We start from the raw sequence: 15,006 nt of genomic DNA, 5'->3' as shown, positions 1-15,006 counted from the left end.
TGCCATTGGATGGAGGGCTTAATGAGCAAAGTTTGCATCAGTTCATGTCATAGATATAAATCCCCGAAGTTTTCGCCTTTGCGCGAAAAGCAGACGGATTACTGAAATGCATTTTCCTGAATACCCTTTCAAAGTGAGACAAGCTGCTGAAGCCAAGTCTCTCTGCAATCTCCGAAATTGGCATTTCAGATTCCCGGAGGAGCTTCTCAGCTTGCTGAATGCGCAACTGGTTCAGGTACTTGAGCAGTGTATTCCCTGTTAGTCCTTTGAACAGGCGACAAAAATGGCTTGCGCTGACGTTGTATTGACGGGCCAATTCTGTTAAAGAGATGTGTTTGTCTAAATTGGATTGGAGATACTGCAATATGCCATCCAATGGGTGTGTGCTATCCAATGTTCGTTTGATCACACTGCTGTTTAATACGCTTTCATGAGCGTAGCGGATAATTGCTGTGAAGATCTTAAAGAGGTCAGATTTAATAGATAGCTCATATCCCAACATCTTGCTGTCAAATTCACAAACTAAACGAATAATCGAGTCTACAATCTGTTTGGTTAATCGATTTTCCCGTTCTAGAAAAGTAGGCAAATGAATCTCTTGATTCAGGATAGGGAGTATATACCGATGTTCTGTGTAATCCAGATGCGCATTGCGAAGTAATCGTTCGTTAAAGACGATCGCAATCAGTTTAGTCCCAGGTGATTCATTCTTCGTAGAATGCACTTGCTTAGAGTTGACAAAAACGACGTCTCCTTCAAAAACCTCTGTAAACGTTGTGTCAATTTGCATGGTCAGTGAACCAGAGATGATGTATACCAGTTCCAAATGTTCATGCCAGTGAACGTATATATAGTCTGGGGCTGGTAACGTAAATATATTGATTGGGAAAGCCTGGTTGAGGAAGGAAGTCTGTTCCTTGAACCCCTTTTCCATGTGACTCATCCTTTCAAAGAACGCCTCTGCGGAAACGATTTTGCGGCTATCATATACCAACGTATGCTGTGTGCGAAAAAATCAAAAATACCCCCTTCTATGTGAGTGACTTTCTTGCGCCAATCATCCCACACTACGGCAATCATGTCCTGATGATGATAATTTATGTCGAATAGTCAGTAATTTTAGGCTAATGATTCGCGATGAATGACAGCTATAATGGATGCCTGAAAGGGATTCACAACTATTTGCAAGGGGTTGAATGTGATGAAGAAATACGCAATGACCTGTCTTTCATTCACCACTGGAATCGCTTTCTTGGTTAGCGGTTGCGGTAGTAGTGGCAGCGGCAATTCTCAAAATGGAAAAATCACAATTGATTTTTTAACGTGGGCTTCTGGGCAAGAGTTAACTTCCCTTAAACAGGCGTTCAGTAATTTTGAGTCCACGCATCCGAATATCTCGGTGAAAGCGGATGTTGTGACCAACGGAAATTATGAACAAAAGCTATCCACACTCGTCGCCGCTGGTTCGGCGCCAGATATTGCCTACATGGACTATCCCAATTTATATGGGGAGAAGGGGCAGTTAACAGACTTGACGCAAGATGTGAAAAATATGAAAGGGATCAATTATGCGAAGGGTGGAAGCGCTTTTTTACCTGGACTTATCTTCCAGGACAAAGGGCATGATTGGGGCGTATCGATTGGCCCCGAGATCCCAATGCTTTTTTACAACAAAAATCTCTTTAAACAAGCAGGGATTCAACCGCCTTCTGCAAACCCCCAGCATCCCTGGACGTGGAGCCAGATGGTCGCGGCTGCAAAAAAGCTGACCGTCGATGCAAGCGGCAAACATCCAGGCGACCCAGGGTTCCAGCCGTTGAAAACCAAGACATACGGCGTGGAGGTAAATGAAGCCTATTTTGACCTAGATCCGTTGATGCAAAGTAATGGCGGGGGATACATGACACGGGATGGGAAGACACTGTTGATCGACAAGCCTGCTTCTACACAGGTCCTGCAGTCGATTGCCGACTTGGCTTTGAATGATCACGTTGCGCCGGCGCCCACAGCCTCATCCACCATGCCATCCGGCACGACGATGTTGGAAAATGGTCAACTGGCAATGCTGATTGATGGGCAGTACGATGTCGGAACATTCAATCAAGATAAATATATACCGGGTTATGCAGCGGTCCCGATGTTTAAAACGCCTAAAGACAGCGTGTGGAGTGCCGGGATCTCTATTTTTAAAAGCAGCAAACACCAAAAAGCCGATTGGGAGCTGCTCAGTTATCTCTTGAATCCAAAAAATATTCTAAATATGTATCAGACAGGCGTCTGGATTCCTCCACTGCTCAGTTGGTATACAGACCCCAAATCGGTGAAGTTGTGGGCGAATAACTCGATACACGGCGGAAACTATATGGAAGTCGTGCGGGGAACGGTCACCAATTCCAAAATCGTCTTATCTCCCTATTATAGTTGGGCTAAAAACAATGACGAGATCGACAATAAGTTGACACAGGTACTTGGCAATGTGTGGACAGGCAAACAAACTGCCCAACAGGCCATGAACAGCTCGGCTTCACAAATCCAACCACTTTTGCAGGGCGCTTATCAATAAAAACAACATACAAGCCAAGCCTGGGGGAGTCCTTACATGGTTCCCCCAAAAAACGATTTAAAATTCCGTGAAATGGGGTGCCTTCATATGGCCAGTGAAATGGCTGCTCAAAGCGTTCGAGTAGAGAAAAAACGGAGTAAAATGACACCGTCTGAGAAATCGCGCATGAAGTGGGGGTACCTTTTTATTGCGCCCACCATCTTAGGCATGCTCATCTTCGTCCTCGCGCCTGTGATTTTTGGTTTCATTGTGAGCTTGACGCACTGGGATATCATCAGTCCGATGCAGTGGGCTGGGTTCAGTAATTACAGAAAATTATTTACCGCCGATCCGCTCTTTTATCAATCTTTACGTGTAACGTTTTATTACGGTGTCGTCAGCGTGATTCTGATCAATATATTAGCGCTGTTCTTAGCGAGTCTCTTGAATGCCAAAATTCGCTTTAAAAGTTTCTTTCGTACAGTATTTTACATTCCAACCATTGTACCGCTGGTTGCGGCGATTGTGATCTGGTCGTTCATTTACAATCCAGAATACGGGCTGCTCAATACCGTGTTGGGGTTCTTTCATATTCAACCGCAGAACTGGCTATACAATTCAAGCTTGGTGATTCCGGCGATGATCGTGATGAGCTTGTGGGGCGCTGGGAACAACATGGTCATTTATCTGGCTGCGCTGCAGGGTGTACCACAACATTTGTATGAAGCCATCGATATGGATGGCGGTGGATTATGGCGACGTTTTTGGAATGTCACTGTGCCAATGATTAGTCCAATCATCTTTTTTAATTTTGTCACCGATTTTATCAATAGTTTACAGACGTTTGCCCAAGGTCAAATCATGACCGACGGCGGTCCGAACAACGCCAGTCTGTTCTATATTCTCAATCTGTATAATCAAGCGTTCACAAATAATGCGATGGGATACGCCTGCGCACTTGCTTGGGTATTGTTCATCATTGTAGCCATCTGTGTGGGAATCATCTTTCGTTTCTCAAATCGTTGGGTGTATTACGAAGGAGGTGCACAGTGATGAGGACTTCTATGCAGACAAGAGGAGTTGGAATCAAAATTGTACTTTACGTGTTGCTCACTGTATTCACCATTCTGATGTTGTTTCCGTTCTTTTGGCTCCTACGTAGCTCATTCATGAGTTCAAGAGAGATTTTTTCAGTGCCGATGAAATGGTGGCCCTCGCAACTGCTTTGGTCGAATTTCGTTCAAACATTTCAGGATGCCCCGTTTGCTCTCTATTTTCGCAATACGCTATTCCTGGTCGTTGTCAATTTGATTGGCGCGATACTCAGCAATAGTTTCATTGCTTTTGGATTTGCCCGCATCAAATTCAAAGGTCGAAATTTTTGGTTTGTGTGTGTGCTGTTGACCATGATGATTCCGTCGGTGGTGATGTTCATTCCCCAGTTTATCGGCTGGAAAGTGCTTGGTGCGTATAATTCGTATTGGCCTTTGACGCTACCTTCGTTTTTTGGAAATTCGTTCTTCATTTTTTTACTGCGGCAATTTTATCTGTCGATTCCGCTGGATTACGATGAAGCGGCATTTATTGATGGTGCGAATTATTTTACGATTTACAGTAAGGTTATTCTCCCTCTGTCGAAACCTGCAATGGTGACCGTCGGCGTGTTTACATTTATGGGCACATGGAATGATTACTTCAATCCGATGCTGTATTTGAGCAGTCAGAAGCTGTGGACGCTGCAGCTAGGTTTGTCATCTTTCTTGGGTCAATATACGTCCAATTGGCAGTTGGTGATGGCGGGGGCATTGGTGACTTTACTGCCTATGTTGATTGTGTTTTTCTTCGCGCAAAAGACGTTTATCGAGGGCATCAGTTTGTCCGGTGTCAAAGGCTAGTTTCTGAAGCGGCAATTCACGCTCAAAGAAAACCACCCTGATTCGGATAGGGTGGTTTTAAATTTGCTCTGGATTTATCACTTTGGACTTTTATTTCTCTATTCTAAATGGTTAAGTAAAGTCACTAGACAAATTGTAGTAGTATGGGTCAGATTCCTCTGCGGAAGTTGAGTTAAAATGGTAGAGGAAAAATCCCAACAGTATTTCGTTTTCATTCATTTCTATATATGTATGTCAAGTATCAGTAGACATAAGGCTTAAGGGCGCTCATTGTTGCTGTTTCATTCGAACGGATATGACTGGAAAGGAGCAACTCCATTGACATCTGCTACTCTACATAAACGTGAGCAACTGGCACGGCGCATGATGGTTCGGACATTGATGCTGTTGTTTTTCTTCATCCGTTTGATCCATATATTGTTCCGGCAGAATCTATCTGGCGCGATTCAGCACAGGAGTGGACAGAACCGATGCGCACTGAACTGGGGATAGCAGAGAGTGAGATGATGAGCGGGATGGAAAAAAACTCGAAGCATTCAATCCTTGATTTGATTGAACGCCTGTCCCCGGACACAGCAGATTTTGTGCGCTGCGCGGCTGACGCATCGGGAATCAAGGTTTTTTATCACGATGGGCGTCCGCCGAATCAAGGTGTGTACTGTCTTGTTCACTGGCAGGGGACGAATTATGCTTACGCATCGTTTATGCAAGAAATGGTAGATATCGATATTCTCCAACTTATCGAGTCTACCATCGGATCGTATATCGCCGATAAGGAACCATTGTGTTTTAACGTGTACGGAAGAAATGCAAACATCGTCAAATGTGTGAGGGACTTGGGGTTCGCCTCGGACATGGAGGGTTTTGAGTTGGCCTATCAAGGTGCCATTCCGCCTGAAGTTCCCATTGCTAATCTGGTCGTCAGGTCATTTGAACGGTCGCAGTTCAATGAGTTCGTGCACTTGTTTGAGCAAGCTTATTATCCATTGAACAAGGAAAACGGTTGGCCAGTGGATTGGTATTCGAATCATAAGGATATCTTCGCTCAACGTCTAGAGGCTAAAGCGCAGAAAAATGAACTCAGAGCGTTTTGGAACGAAAACGCCCTTGTAGGTGCGTATATTGTCGATACGAATTACATCAGTGATCTGGTTGTGCATCCCCAATACCAAGGACTCGGTTACGGAAAGATACTTTTGCTACATGCGACCAAGGCTTTGATGAATCAGGGAGAAACCAAACCTGTTTGTTTGCGCGTTGCCAAATCCAATCAAAAGGCAATTCGTTTTTATCAAAAGTATCACTTTGCTGAAATCGCTTGCTTTGCTGAACATACCTTTCCGAAAGAATGATACCGTCGGGAATGGCAATTCGAGTTACAATTATTTGTAGGGGGGATTAAAAATGAACATCACCTTATTGACGATGGGCACCTTGGGCGATTTACGGCCATTTCTCGCGCTTGCTCTTGGACTACAGGAAACGGGTCACCAAGTTTCATTGGCCGCACCCGAAAATTTTGAGACTTATCTTCAACAATTCCCTATATCCTACAATTCGCTAGCCGGAAACACCCAAGAAATTCTTGAATCCGAAGAGGGGCGTCGGTGGATGGCTTCCGGTAATGTAAAGGAATTTATGAAAGCGCTGCAGCGAATCAGTCATGAAATACGTTACGAACTTCAGCGGGACCTTTTTCTTGCCTGTCAGGATTGTGATGTAATGATCGTTCACCCTTTATTGTTACCCCATGTCACAACCCTTTCCGAAAAACTAAAGAAACCTTTTTTGTTGGCCACGCCTTTCCCATTCGTCTCCACCACAAAGGAATTTCCTCAATTTTTGGTCAGGGCCAAACGTCTACCTTTCGGATTCATGAATCAACTGACGCATCAAGTATTTTCAAAGGTGTGGCAGAATTCAAATGCAGGCGATATAAACGAATGGCGTTCACAACTGGAACTGGCGCCACTTCGCGGCTCCGTATTTAAAAGATTGGCCCAACAGCGGATACCCATTCTCCATGCGTACAGCCCTTCTATCATTCCTCATCCCAAAGACTGGGGCGATCACAACTTCATCACGGGTCAATGGAAAATGGATGATAAATATATACCCAAGCATTCAGAGGAAAAAACAAGCGACCATCTTGCAGCGTGGCTGGACCGTGGGCAGGCTCCCATTTATTTTGGCTTTGGCAGCCTACCCGTTTTGGAGCCGCAGAACATGATCGATATGGTTTTGGATATCACAAAATCGCTGAATGCAAGAGCGATCGTTGCTTCTGGCTGGTCCAACATGACAGTGGAAGGAACACCACTGCAGGATTCTGTGTTTATGATCAAGTCTGCCGAACACGAATGGTTGTTCCCTCGCTGCAGTTGCGTAATCCACCACGGGGGTGCAGGCACGACGCACACTGCTTTGGCATCAGGGACACCTTCGATGATTTGCTCGACTTATGCGGATCAGCCCTTTTGGGGAGAAAGAATCACGGAACTGAATGTCGGGCGTCATTTGCCTTTTCCTAAAATGACTAAAGAAAATCTGACACGAGCCATTCAAGACTTGCAAGATGAATCTGTAAAAGCCAGAGCGGCCGAATTAGGGAAGTCCATCAAAGCGGAAAATGGTCTACAAAATGCGATGGATTGGCTAGAAAAACATTTGTCTGCTGTTCCCATCTATACGAGTAATTGAATGAAGGAAGGTAGCCATTCAACAGGTTCCCACACTCGCGGAGGGATGATTTCTGATGGAGCTAGTTTATGTTACCTCGAATGCTGCGAAATTCGAAAACAGGGTACGGTGATGGACCGATTGGTGAGACCGGAGAACGCGGATTTTTTGCTGTCCGATCTCGCTGGCGATGAAGTGATTCGCTTTTGGAGTGAACATAGTGCGTTTCACCAGCTGAAGGAATGGCTCATGCGTGAGTATACCTAACTTATAGTGTTAGCGCTATATGACGATTACGTGGGAGTGATTTTACTTGGATTTCTATCGTTATCACGGACTGGGGAACGACTATCTTGTGGTCGATCCAAATAAGACCTCGGTTCCAATAAATGAAGAATCTGTGCGAGCCATCTGCAAACCTCATTTTGGTGAGGGGGCCGACGGGGTATTATATGGTCCATTGTTTACCAAGAGTGGAGACATTCAATTACGTATTTTTAATCCAGATGGCAGTGAAGCGGAGAAAAGCGGAAATGGAACAAGGATTTTTGCTCGATATCTAGTTGATGAAGGATATCGAAATAGTGTGGAGCCATTTAGCTTTCAAACGCTCGGTGGCATGGTTACCGCACACGTGATAGATCGCCGGAACAAGATTGTGATGGACATGGGGGCGGCAACCTTTCTCAGTACGAAAATACCCGTGCTGGGAGAAGAAAGAGAGGTTGTTAATGAACATCTAGCTGTAAATGGCAGGAAGTTGACCGTAACGTGTGTATCCATGGGGAATCCTCATTGTGTGGTGCCTGTAAACATGTTATCAAAAGACCTTGCTTTAGAAATGGGGCCTCATTTGGAGAATCACGCTATGTTCCCGAACCGCACAAATGTACAATTTATGCGAGTTATAGATCGACATCATATCCAAATCGAGATCTGGGAACGCGGCGCTGGTTATACATTGGCGTCGGGTAGCAGTAGCTGTGCTGCGGCGGCTGCAGCTTTTCGCTTGGGGTTAACGCAAAATACCGTCAAAGTTCAGATGGCAGGTGGGGAGCTTGAAATAGTCATCTTGGATAATTATAAGATACAAATGACGGGACCCGTGGTTTTTGTATCTAAGGGGGTTTTATCCAACGAAATTTTTGCTTGACTACCGTAGAAGTGGAAAGATACGAGTTGTCTTCAAAAGAAACACAGGGATATGATTGTGTTTTTTTAATAACAGCAAAAAGATCGAGGACAAGCCCCGCGATCTTTTCACTGCTATACAACCAACTGGATCAATTGAATCTTATGATTTTAACTCGAATGTTTGCTATTTTCGCTTTCTTTTCACGGCCTGATGTTACGTCATCTGCTTGAAATCATTCATATGAGTTTAACAACGAAAGGCTAGGTAACATCAGAAGTACAATGGGGGCAATTGTACTTCCATTTTATCAGCAATGAGCGTATAAAATTCTGGTAGGTTTGGGTTTTCTGAATTTCTTATTTCCTCAAACGTGCGTATAAACAAGCCTTGGGATGCAATGGAAGTTAGAATTTCACCTACAGTCCAGCTTCGTATTAACACCTTGCCCAATCCGGAACGATCTTCTTCTGGAAGAAGTTTTGCAAATGCCACTTCACCTTCTACGATGGCATCTCTAAAATAAATCCCTGATGGATTAGGTAGATTTCGAGTACTAACCAATAATCTGGAGAAAGGATGAAAGTCGGTTAAAATCAATCGCCCTCCCTGTTTTAATCTTCGATTAACCACGGAAAATATGGAGTTTAGATCCATGAAATAATGCAATATACCAAATTCCATCAAAACGATGTCAAATGTCCCGAGTGTATCTTCATTCGGGATGTTCAGCACATCCGCCGCGATGTAATTGAGATGAACGCCTGCATGGAATGCAGTCTCAGTGGCATATAATTTGCTCTCTTGAGATATATCCACTACGGTTACATCGGCGCCCAACATGGCTAGAGATATTGCTCTTCGACCAGTTGAACCAAGGAGGTTTAGAACTCGCTTTTCTGCTGGATCACCAATGTATTTGAGCCAAAGATGTAAAAGCTCCCGATGTTTCTGTTTCAATTCTTCGGCAAGTTTGACAGGAGTTCCGTAGTGTCTTACCCAAGCATCATACGCTTTTGTATTCCACGCTACCTTATTGGCCCTCGTCATCTCTTCTTGCATGCAGATAGACCTCCTTGGATACTGATGTTTGGAAAGCGCTAACATATCATTATACTTGATGTTTGTAAAGCTTTCTTAAACATAGTCCGTGGAGAAATATCCTCGGTCTACTGTTCCAACAAAACATGTACGTTAAACGTTATATTGAGAGAACATTTTAGGAGGTTGTGAAGATGAAAAATGATAAGGAACTTCTTGATTTTTACCTAGAGCTAAGAGGGCCGGAAGCTCAACCGTGGAATTTATCCCCTGAATCACTGTATTTGGAGTATGTAACCCGCGATTACATCAAGAAACATCTTAAAATTTTTGAAGGAATACAAGTGTGTAATGTGGGGATTGGTGTCGGAGAATGGGATGATTACCTAGGATACCTACTTGTGGGTAAGGGTGAACTCACCAGCATAGATATTGACAGTGAAATTTGTGGAATGTTCCAATATCGACAGATGAGAGAAGCACATCCGAATGCGTCAAAAGTGCTGTGCATGGATATTTTGAACTCTACTATTCCATCAGAGCAATTTGATGTTGTTACAATTATCGGTTCAACGGTGAGGGAGACAGGGGAGTATAAAAAGACTCTTCGAGCCTGTATTGATCTTGTGCGCACGGGCGGACACCTGATCTATATGGATTTTTTGAAGAATCATAGTGAAGAGAAATTTATTGATTTTATAAAAGAGACTGAGCTTATTCTCGAAGACATTACGATTTTTGATAGTCATCCAAGCGTAAGTTGCTTTCTTTCCAAAACCAAAAAAGTGATGGAAGCCAGATGAAGTGAACATTGTATACTGCAGGATGGTTTGAGCCGGATCGATTGACTGTCTGTAGTTCCGTATGTTTGCCAATTATCCGTACATGAGGTCGAAGATGTTATCCCATTTTCGAGATAGGTCAATGTAGTACTGCCCAAGCCATCCGGGCGTACATTCGCTGGCAGAATAAACATAAACGCGACGAGCGAATTCTAAGGGAACAAAAGAAGATCAAGGTTGCCTGATGGGGCACTAGCTGTTTCTTTCATAGCAAAATCCCGAGTTTTTTACCCTCGGGATTTTAGTGGGAACATGATTCACAGACTTACTTTTCTCCAACCACCATTCCCAACGATATCCATCGACCTTCGTCACGAAGAATTAACTCTTGTTCGGGGGCATGGTCTGTCTGTGACATGAGATGTTTTTCCCTATATTCTAACCACCACTGTCGAGCTTGTGAGAAATATTCACTATCAATGACCTTTAGTTGGTATTGACGGAACAAATTGCAGTTCCACGCAACAGTTCGGAAGCACCTCTGAAAGCTTCCACCTGTCTGATTGTCTAGTTCAGCGATTTCATCGGGGATCGGGGCGGGTAAGCACATCGGTTCAGCGATTCCTACACGGCCCCCGGGTTTGACAACTCGAACCATTTCAGCCAAGGTGATCGGACGGTCATCTTCGATCATTTCGAATGCCCCAATACTAATCACTGCGTCGAAGCAGTCGTTAGGGAAAGGCAGCGACTGTGCTTTTAGTCGCATTGCTAGCACTTGATTTTCTACGCTGAGTAACTTTGCGTTAGTGTGTATTTCGATGCCATCGCTCCAAGGCTCCAAGGCAACTACAGACACACGCCAATGTTTAGCTAAGGTTGCAGCGATTTGACCAGATCCCGCTCCAACTTCCAATACTCGCATCCCTGGCTGAATACCTAAGGCATTGACTAAAGGAAAAGCCATCTCGAAAGAACCTGGTCCCCAAGCGGCTGGATTGTCAATCTGCAGAAATGGATTATTCAACAAAATGCCCCTTCTTCAGGGGAAATACGCTGGTTTGCGGGCTAATAGGCGCTATCCCCTGTGGAAAGTTTTGCCCTAATTCGTATGCCATTCATCGCGCCACCTCCTAGGTCACTGTTTAGAAATGTGCTCCTTGTAGCTATGACAAATCCCTTCTATGAAAAAGAATGGGTTCGACTTATCTGAACGGGACACCAAGTCCTATCCATGAAACCCTCTAGGTCACCCAATAACGGACGTTAAATCACCTCGTTATCTTAATGCTCCAATATCTTTATAGGGTTAAATGGGTTTATATGGTGCAATCATCCAAATAATTTAAACACTAGATGGTTTGAAAACACGAAATGTAAACATACCGAATAACAATACGGCGGTGCTTATCAATAACCCAACAAGCCAGTGTTCACAATGTAGCAAAACACCTGGAGACTCCAACATGCTTGTCGGAGGTCCTGCCCAGGAATCGCCCCTATTTTTCATAATAACGTACGTATGATACTTTAAGCATAAATAATACACACCATAGAACGCCGTTACACAAGCAATACAAAGCCATATACACTTTGCGATCACGAACAACACTTTGTTCAAAAATGACCCTCCCAAGAAAGGCTTCTTCAATCTTAACATATTCAGATCCTGGACAAAGAGTTTGTGAAGCTCGATACCAAAGGAAAATCAAAGCCATGAAATCAAGATTGTCAAATAGACTGGAGGTCAAAAAATGGAGTCTGAAGTATATTTATCGCGCCCATCCTTGGCATTGCAAAATGCGTACCTTACCTTTTACAGGGAGTGGGTAGAGCGTGGGGAAAAGATGGTGCCCTGGGTGATTTCCAGAGATCCGACAGACTTTCAGGGCATGATTGAGTTTCTGCTCAAGAACGAGAAAGGTGAACAGTTGCCAGATGGATGGGTTCCTGATTCCACGTACTGGATGGTCACTGGGGAGCGGCGAATTGTGGGCGTGGTCAATATTCGACATGGGCTAACGGAACAACTGTTGAACAGAGGCGGGCACATTGGGTATGGCATTCGACCTTCTGAGCGACGAAAAGGATATGCGACAAAGCTGTTGTCGTTGGCCTTGGAAAAGGCTAGGGAGTTGGGACTAGAGAAGGTCCTCGTTGTCTGTGACGAGTGGAATGTAGGCTCCGAAAAGACGATACGTAAAAATGGCGGCGTTCAGGATACGAGCTACGTTGAAGACGATGGCAACGTTATTCTGCGGTTTTGGATTGATCTATGATCTTATGTTTTTATTTGATTAAGTTGACCGCTGGCTTAGCCTTGCGGTTTTTTTGCGTTCAAAAAAGAGGATTGGGGAAATGCGAATGGCGAGAACGTTGAGTTCATTGGGATGGGATTCTTTTTTTGAAGAACAAGATTTGGTTGCTAAACACAGTGGATGCTTCCCGGCCAGAATTGTGGGCCGAGTCGCTCAACATCCATCCCGACAACTTTTGGATTGATTCACTTTGATTTTGAACTCGACAATCTCTGTTGGCAGGAAGATGGTGTTGGCATTCTGGATTTTGATGACTGTGCATATGACTGGTATGCCGCAGACATTGTCTTTGCGCTTGAAGCGCTTTTGGAGAAAGATGACGATGTGAATCATCCCTTGTTCCAGTCATTTGTCGAGGGATATCGCGAATATGCTTCGTTCGATCCGGCGATATACTCGCAAGTGCCCATGTTCAGGAGAATGGGCGCCCTGATCAGCTACGCGAAGCTCGTTCGCGCCATTGATGTGCCTGACGAGGAGGCTGCGCCAGAGTGGTTTCAATCATTGCATGCCAAGTTGACCGATTGCGTCGTCTCATATAGAACGTCACTGGAGCAGCGAGGGTTGTAAGAACCGTGCGCTGGGGAGTCGTTTTCCGACTCCCCAGATGTGAAACTTGGCGATATTGCAAATCATACCAGGGAGATAAAAACCAAGCTTGCTTTGTCAGCGTTTTTGTTTATCTTTAAGAAAACGCTTGCATCAATTGTCCAAAATCGATGCCAAAAAGGGGATGGCCAAAATCAACGGGATTTATAGCGCATTGCTCGTGCCATTTGATGCGTCCGGCAAGGTGATTGAAAAAGGATTGCGGCAGGTCGTGCGGCACAATCTGGATGTCTGCCAAGTCGATGGTCTGTACGTAAATGGCAGCTCTGGTGAGACATTCATGCTCTCAACCGAAGAAAAAAAGCTGATTTTTGAAATTGTGAAGGACGAAGTGCAGGATCAAGCAACATTGATTGCACAGGTGGGATCCATCAACCTGCATGAGGCCATCGAATTGGGAGAGTTCGCAACAACGTTGAACTATGATTGTCTGTCCGCCGTGACGCCGTTTTATTACAAATTCGATTTTGCGGAGATCAAATACTATTATGATTCGATCATCGCTGCAACAGGCAAGGACATGTTCGTCTACTCCATTCCCTCATTCACTGGCGTCAATTTGTCACGCTCTCAATTTGAGCAGTTATTCCAAAACGAAAAAATCATCGGCGTCAAATTTACATCGGGTGATTTTTATCTACTTGAGCGGATAAAGCGAAATTTTCCAGGAAAACTGTTGTTTTCCGGCTTTGATGAAATGTTGCTGTCGGCAGCGGTGATGGGCATCGATGGGGCGATTGGCAGCACATTTAATGTGAATGGCAAGCGAGCCAAGGAAATACTTGCCTCCGTTCGCCAAGGCAATTTGCAAAACGCCTTAGCTGTTCAACATGAGACCAATGATCTGATTGAAGAAATTTTGGCATTGGGTATCTATCAGACGCTCAAAGGAATTTTGAAAGTGAAAGGGATTGACGCTGGTGTATGTCGAGAACCGATGAAACGGTTTGATCAAAACCGGCGCGATGAAGTGAAAAGATTAGTGGATAGATTCTCACTATGAAAGACACATGATGCAAAGTGAAGTGTTTGGTTTGCCGGATCGATAAAGGTCTTAGGCCGAATGGCGTATGGATGCGGTGCTACCTGTGCCATAACATGAGACTGACGGAGACTTTCCCGATGTGAACGGTGTCTTTGTCAATTTTCCGGCGAGGGAGATGCCAGCATGAGAACCAGTTGGGTTGAGATTTGTGTAAGCCATCTTGATGAGTCCGTCGTATGGTTTGAGAACGTGCTCGGGTTTAAAGCGATAGAACATGATGAACATTATGCAGGTTTGCGGCGAGGTGAGACAACCATTCTGCTTGGGTCTGACAAAGGTGACTATTGGCAATCCGAGCGATCTCGCTTGCCTGAACCTGGGACGCGAGGCGCAGGGGTCGAAATTGTCCTGTTGGTGGATAACGTTCAACAAGTCTACGAAACAGCGCGACAGGCGGGGGCAGAAATCGTCCGTCCGCTGGAAGTGTGGCCGTGGCATATGAAGCAGTTTTGGGTGCGACATCCGGATGGCTATTTGCTGCGGCCAGCCGAGCGGATAACGGAGGCGGAGTAAAGTGGCACGCGGTTTGCACAAACAGATTAGGTAGGGGGGTATGATGTCTAATCTTATCCTTCCGACAAATTTTGTCGGGGACAGAATTTTTGTGTGTCCGATCACAATCGATGGCGTCAAACTGACCTTTTACACGGACACTGGTGGCGGAGCGATGCTCATAGCACCATCAACAGTAGAAAGATTGAACTTAGAAGTGTTTAAAGAGACAACAGATGAAGGAGAACTTGAATCTGTCCATTTTCCGGAATTTCGCGCTGATGCATACTTACCCAGTGCCATCAACAGCGACCGGATCAGAATTTCCATAATTACATGTCCCAGTGGATGGATAAACGGGTCGAGGGGGCTTTGGGGGGCTCGGTATTCCGTTACTTCTCCATCACGGTGGATTATCCGCATGCAATGGCTTATTTTCATAGATAAGCTTTTTCGTCGCTCGATTGAAAA

General features: G+C 44.8%; 15 protein-coding genes. 12 read left to right on the top strand and 3 right to left on the bottom strand.

Annotated elements, in window-relative coordinates; all coding sequences use genetic code 11:
• Positions 1-37: 37 nt before the first annotated feature.
• Positions 38-934, bottom strand: coding sequence for a helix-turn-helix transcriptional regulator (locus ACFSB2_RS16255; RefSeq protein WP_377944140.1), 897 nt, complete (start codon positions 932-934; stop codon positions 38-40).
• A 267-nt stretch (positions 935-1,201) separates the two neighbouring features.
• Here ACFSB2_RS16255 and ACFSB2_RS16250 point away from each other — a divergent pair, with 267 nt between their 5' ends.
• From ACFSB2_RS16250 to dapF, 7 genes are all read left to right on the top strand, one after another.
• A complete protein-coding gene (locus ACFSB2_RS16250) occupies positions 1,202-2,563 on the top strand; it encodes an ABC transporter substrate-binding protein (protein WP_377944139.1) in 1,362 nt (453 codons plus the stop codon).
• A gap of 36 nt (positions 2,564-2,599) precedes the next feature.
• Positions 2,600-3,595: a carbohydrate ABC transporter permease gene (locus tag ACFSB2_RS16245; protein WP_377944138.1), complete on the top strand. Its 996-nt coding sequence runs from the start codon at positions 2,600-2,602 to the stop codon at positions 3,593-3,595.
• Positions 3,595-4,437, top strand: a complete 843-nt coding sequence (locus ACFSB2_RS16240) for a carbohydrate ABC transporter permease (protein WP_377944137.1) — start codon at positions 3,595-3,597, stop codon at positions 4,435-4,437. The genes ACFSB2_RS16245 and ACFSB2_RS16240 overlap by 1 nt, the downstream gene beginning before the upstream one ends.
• 470 nt (positions 4,438-4,907) lie before the next feature.
• A complete protein-coding gene (locus tag ACFSB2_RS16235) occupies positions 4,908-5,789 on the top strand; it encodes a GNAT family N-acetyltransferase (protein WP_377944136.1) in 882 nt (293 codons plus the stop codon).
• Positions 5,790-5,841: 52 nt separating this feature from the next.
• A complete protein-coding gene (locus ACFSB2_RS16230; protein WP_377944135.1) occupies positions 5,842-7,137 on the top strand; it encodes a glycosyltransferase in 1,296 nt (431 codons plus the stop codon).
• Positions 7,138-7,248: 111 nt separating this feature from the next.
• The gene (locus ACFSB2_RS16225) at positions 7,249-7,383 is read left to right on the top strand and encodes a hypothetical protein (RefSeq protein WP_377944134.1); all 135 of its coding nucleotides are present in this window, start codon (positions 7,249-7,251) and stop codon (positions 7,381-7,383) included.
• Positions 7,384-7,429: 46 nt separating this feature from the next.
• On the top strand, positions 7,430-8,269 hold the full coding sequence (gene dapF, locus ACFSB2_RS16220) for a diaminopimelate epimerase (protein WP_377944133.1): 840 nt from the start codon (positions 7,430-7,432) through the stop codon (positions 8,267-8,269).
• 252 nt (positions 8,270-8,521) lie between these two features.
• Here dapF and ACFSB2_RS16215 read toward each other — a convergent pair whose 3' ends face one another.
• Positions 8,522-9,310 (bottom strand): class I SAM-dependent methyltransferase, encoded by a 789-nt coding sequence (locus ACFSB2_RS16215; RefSeq protein WP_377944132.1) that lies wholly within the window; start codon positions 9,308-9,310, stop codon positions 8,522-8,524.
• Positions 9,311-9,483: 173 nt separating this feature from the next.
• Between ACFSB2_RS16215 and ACFSB2_RS16210 the strand changes: the two genes are divergently transcribed.
• On the top strand, positions 9,484-10,092 hold the full coding sequence (locus ACFSB2_RS16210; RefSeq protein WP_377944131.1) for a methyltransferase domain-containing protein: 609 nt from the start codon (positions 9,484-9,486) through the stop codon (positions 10,090-10,092).
• 304 nt (positions 10,093-10,396) lie between these two features.
• Here ACFSB2_RS16210 and ACFSB2_RS16205 read toward each other — a convergent pair whose 3' ends face one another.
• Entirely contained in the window at positions 10,397-11,098 is a 702-nt protein-coding gene (locus ACFSB2_RS16205; RefSeq protein WP_377944130.1) for a class I SAM-dependent methyltransferase, read from the bottom strand.
• A 727-nt stretch (positions 11,099-11,825) separates the two neighbouring features.
• Here ACFSB2_RS16205 and ACFSB2_RS16200 point away from each other — a divergent pair.
• The 4 genes from ACFSB2_RS16200 to ACFSB2_RS16185 all read left to right on the top strand — a co-directional run bounded on the left by ACFSB2_RS16200 (position 11,826) and on the right by ACFSB2_RS16185 (position 14,556).
• Positions 11,826-12,350 carry a GNAT family N-acetyltransferase gene (locus ACFSB2_RS16200; protein WP_377944129.1) on the top strand — a complete coding sequence of 175 codons (525 nt, stop codon included), beginning with the start codon at positions 11,826-11,828 and terminating at the stop codon, positions 12,348-12,350.
• A gap of 159 nt (positions 12,351-12,509) precedes the next feature.
• Positions 12,510-12,959, top strand: a complete 450-nt coding sequence (locus ACFSB2_RS16195; protein ID WP_377944128.1) for a phosphotransferase enzyme family protein — start codon at positions 12,510-12,512, stop codon at positions 12,957-12,959.
• A 163-nt stretch (positions 12,960-13,122) separates the two neighbouring features.
• Entirely contained in the window at positions 13,123-14,001 is an 879-nt protein-coding gene (locus ACFSB2_RS16190; RefSeq protein WP_377944176.1) for an N-acetylneuraminate lyase, read from the top strand.
• Between the two features lie 165 nt (positions 14,002-14,166).
• Positions 14,167-14,556, top strand: coding sequence for a VOC family protein (locus tag ACFSB2_RS16185; protein WP_377944127.1), 390 nt, complete (start codon positions 14,167-14,169; stop codon positions 14,554-14,556).
• Positions 14,557-15,006: the final 450 nt, after the last annotated feature.

Origin of the sequence: Alicyclobacillus fodiniaquatilis, assembly GCF_042678105.1 — a bacterium.
GTDB classification, from domain to species: domain Bacteria; phylum Bacillota; class Bacilli; order Alicyclobacillales; family Alicyclobacillaceae; genus Alicyclobacillus; species Alicyclobacillus fodiniaquatilis.
Note: the sequence above shows the minus strand (reverse complement) of the source record. Positions and strands in the feature narration are given on the sequence as shown.

What these genes read in the sequence shown, in the direction of transcription:
- ACFSB2_RS16210 (WP_377944131.1), top strand. Translation starts at nt 9,484, where the DNA reads ATGAAAAATGATAAGGAACTTCTTGATTTTTACCTAGAGCTAAGAGGG.
- ACFSB2_RS16250 (WP_377944139.1), top strand. Translation starts at nt 1,202, where the DNA reads ATGAAGAAATACGCAATGACCTGTCTTTCATTCACCACTGGAATCGCT.
- ACFSB2_RS16200 (WP_377944129.1), top strand. Translation starts at nt 11,826, where the DNA reads ATGGAGTCTGAAGTATATTTATCGCGCCCATCCTTGGCATTGCAAAAT.
- ACFSB2_RS16255 (WP_377944140.1), bottom strand. Translation starts at nt 934, where the DNA reads ATGGAAAAGGGGTTCAAGGAACAGACTTCCTTCCTCAACCAGGCTTTC.
- ACFSB2_RS16215 (WP_377944132.1), bottom strand. Translation starts at nt 9,310, where the DNA reads ATGCAAGAAGAGATGACGAGGGCCAATAAGGTAGCGTGGAATACAAAA.
- ACFSB2_RS16185 (WP_377944127.1), top strand. Translation starts at nt 14,167, where the DNA reads ATGAGAACCAGTTGGGTTGAGATTTGTGTAAGCCATCTTGATGAGTCC.
- ACFSB2_RS16235 (WP_377944136.1), top strand. Translation starts at nt 4,908, where the DNA reads ATGCGCACTGAACTGGGGATAGCAGAGAGTGAGATGATGAGCGGGATG.
- ACFSB2_RS16245 (WP_377944138.1), top strand. Translation starts at nt 2,600, where the DNA reads ATGGTTCCCCCAAAAAACGATTTAAAATTCCGTGAAATGGGGTGCCTT.
- ACFSB2_RS16240 (WP_377944137.1), top strand. Translation starts at nt 3,595, where the DNA reads ATGAGGACTTCTATGCAGACAAGAGGAGTTGGAATCAAAATTGTACTT.
- ACFSB2_RS16230 (WP_377944135.1), top strand. Translation starts at nt 5,842, where the DNA reads ATGAACATCACCTTATTGACGATGGGCACCTTGGGCGATTTACGGCCA.
- ACFSB2_RS16195 (WP_377944128.1), top strand. Translation starts at nt 12,510, where the DNA reads ATGCTTCCCGGCCAGAATTGTGGGCCGAGTCGCTCAACATCCATCCCG.
- ACFSB2_RS16190 (WP_377944176.1), top strand. Translation starts at nt 13,123, where the DNA reads ATGGCCAAAATCAACGGGATTTATAGCGCATTGCTCGTGCCATTTGAT.
- ACFSB2_RS16225 (WP_377944134.1), top strand. Translation starts at nt 7,249, where the DNA reads ATGGACCGATTGGTGAGACCGGAGAACGCGGATTTTTTGCTGTCCGAT.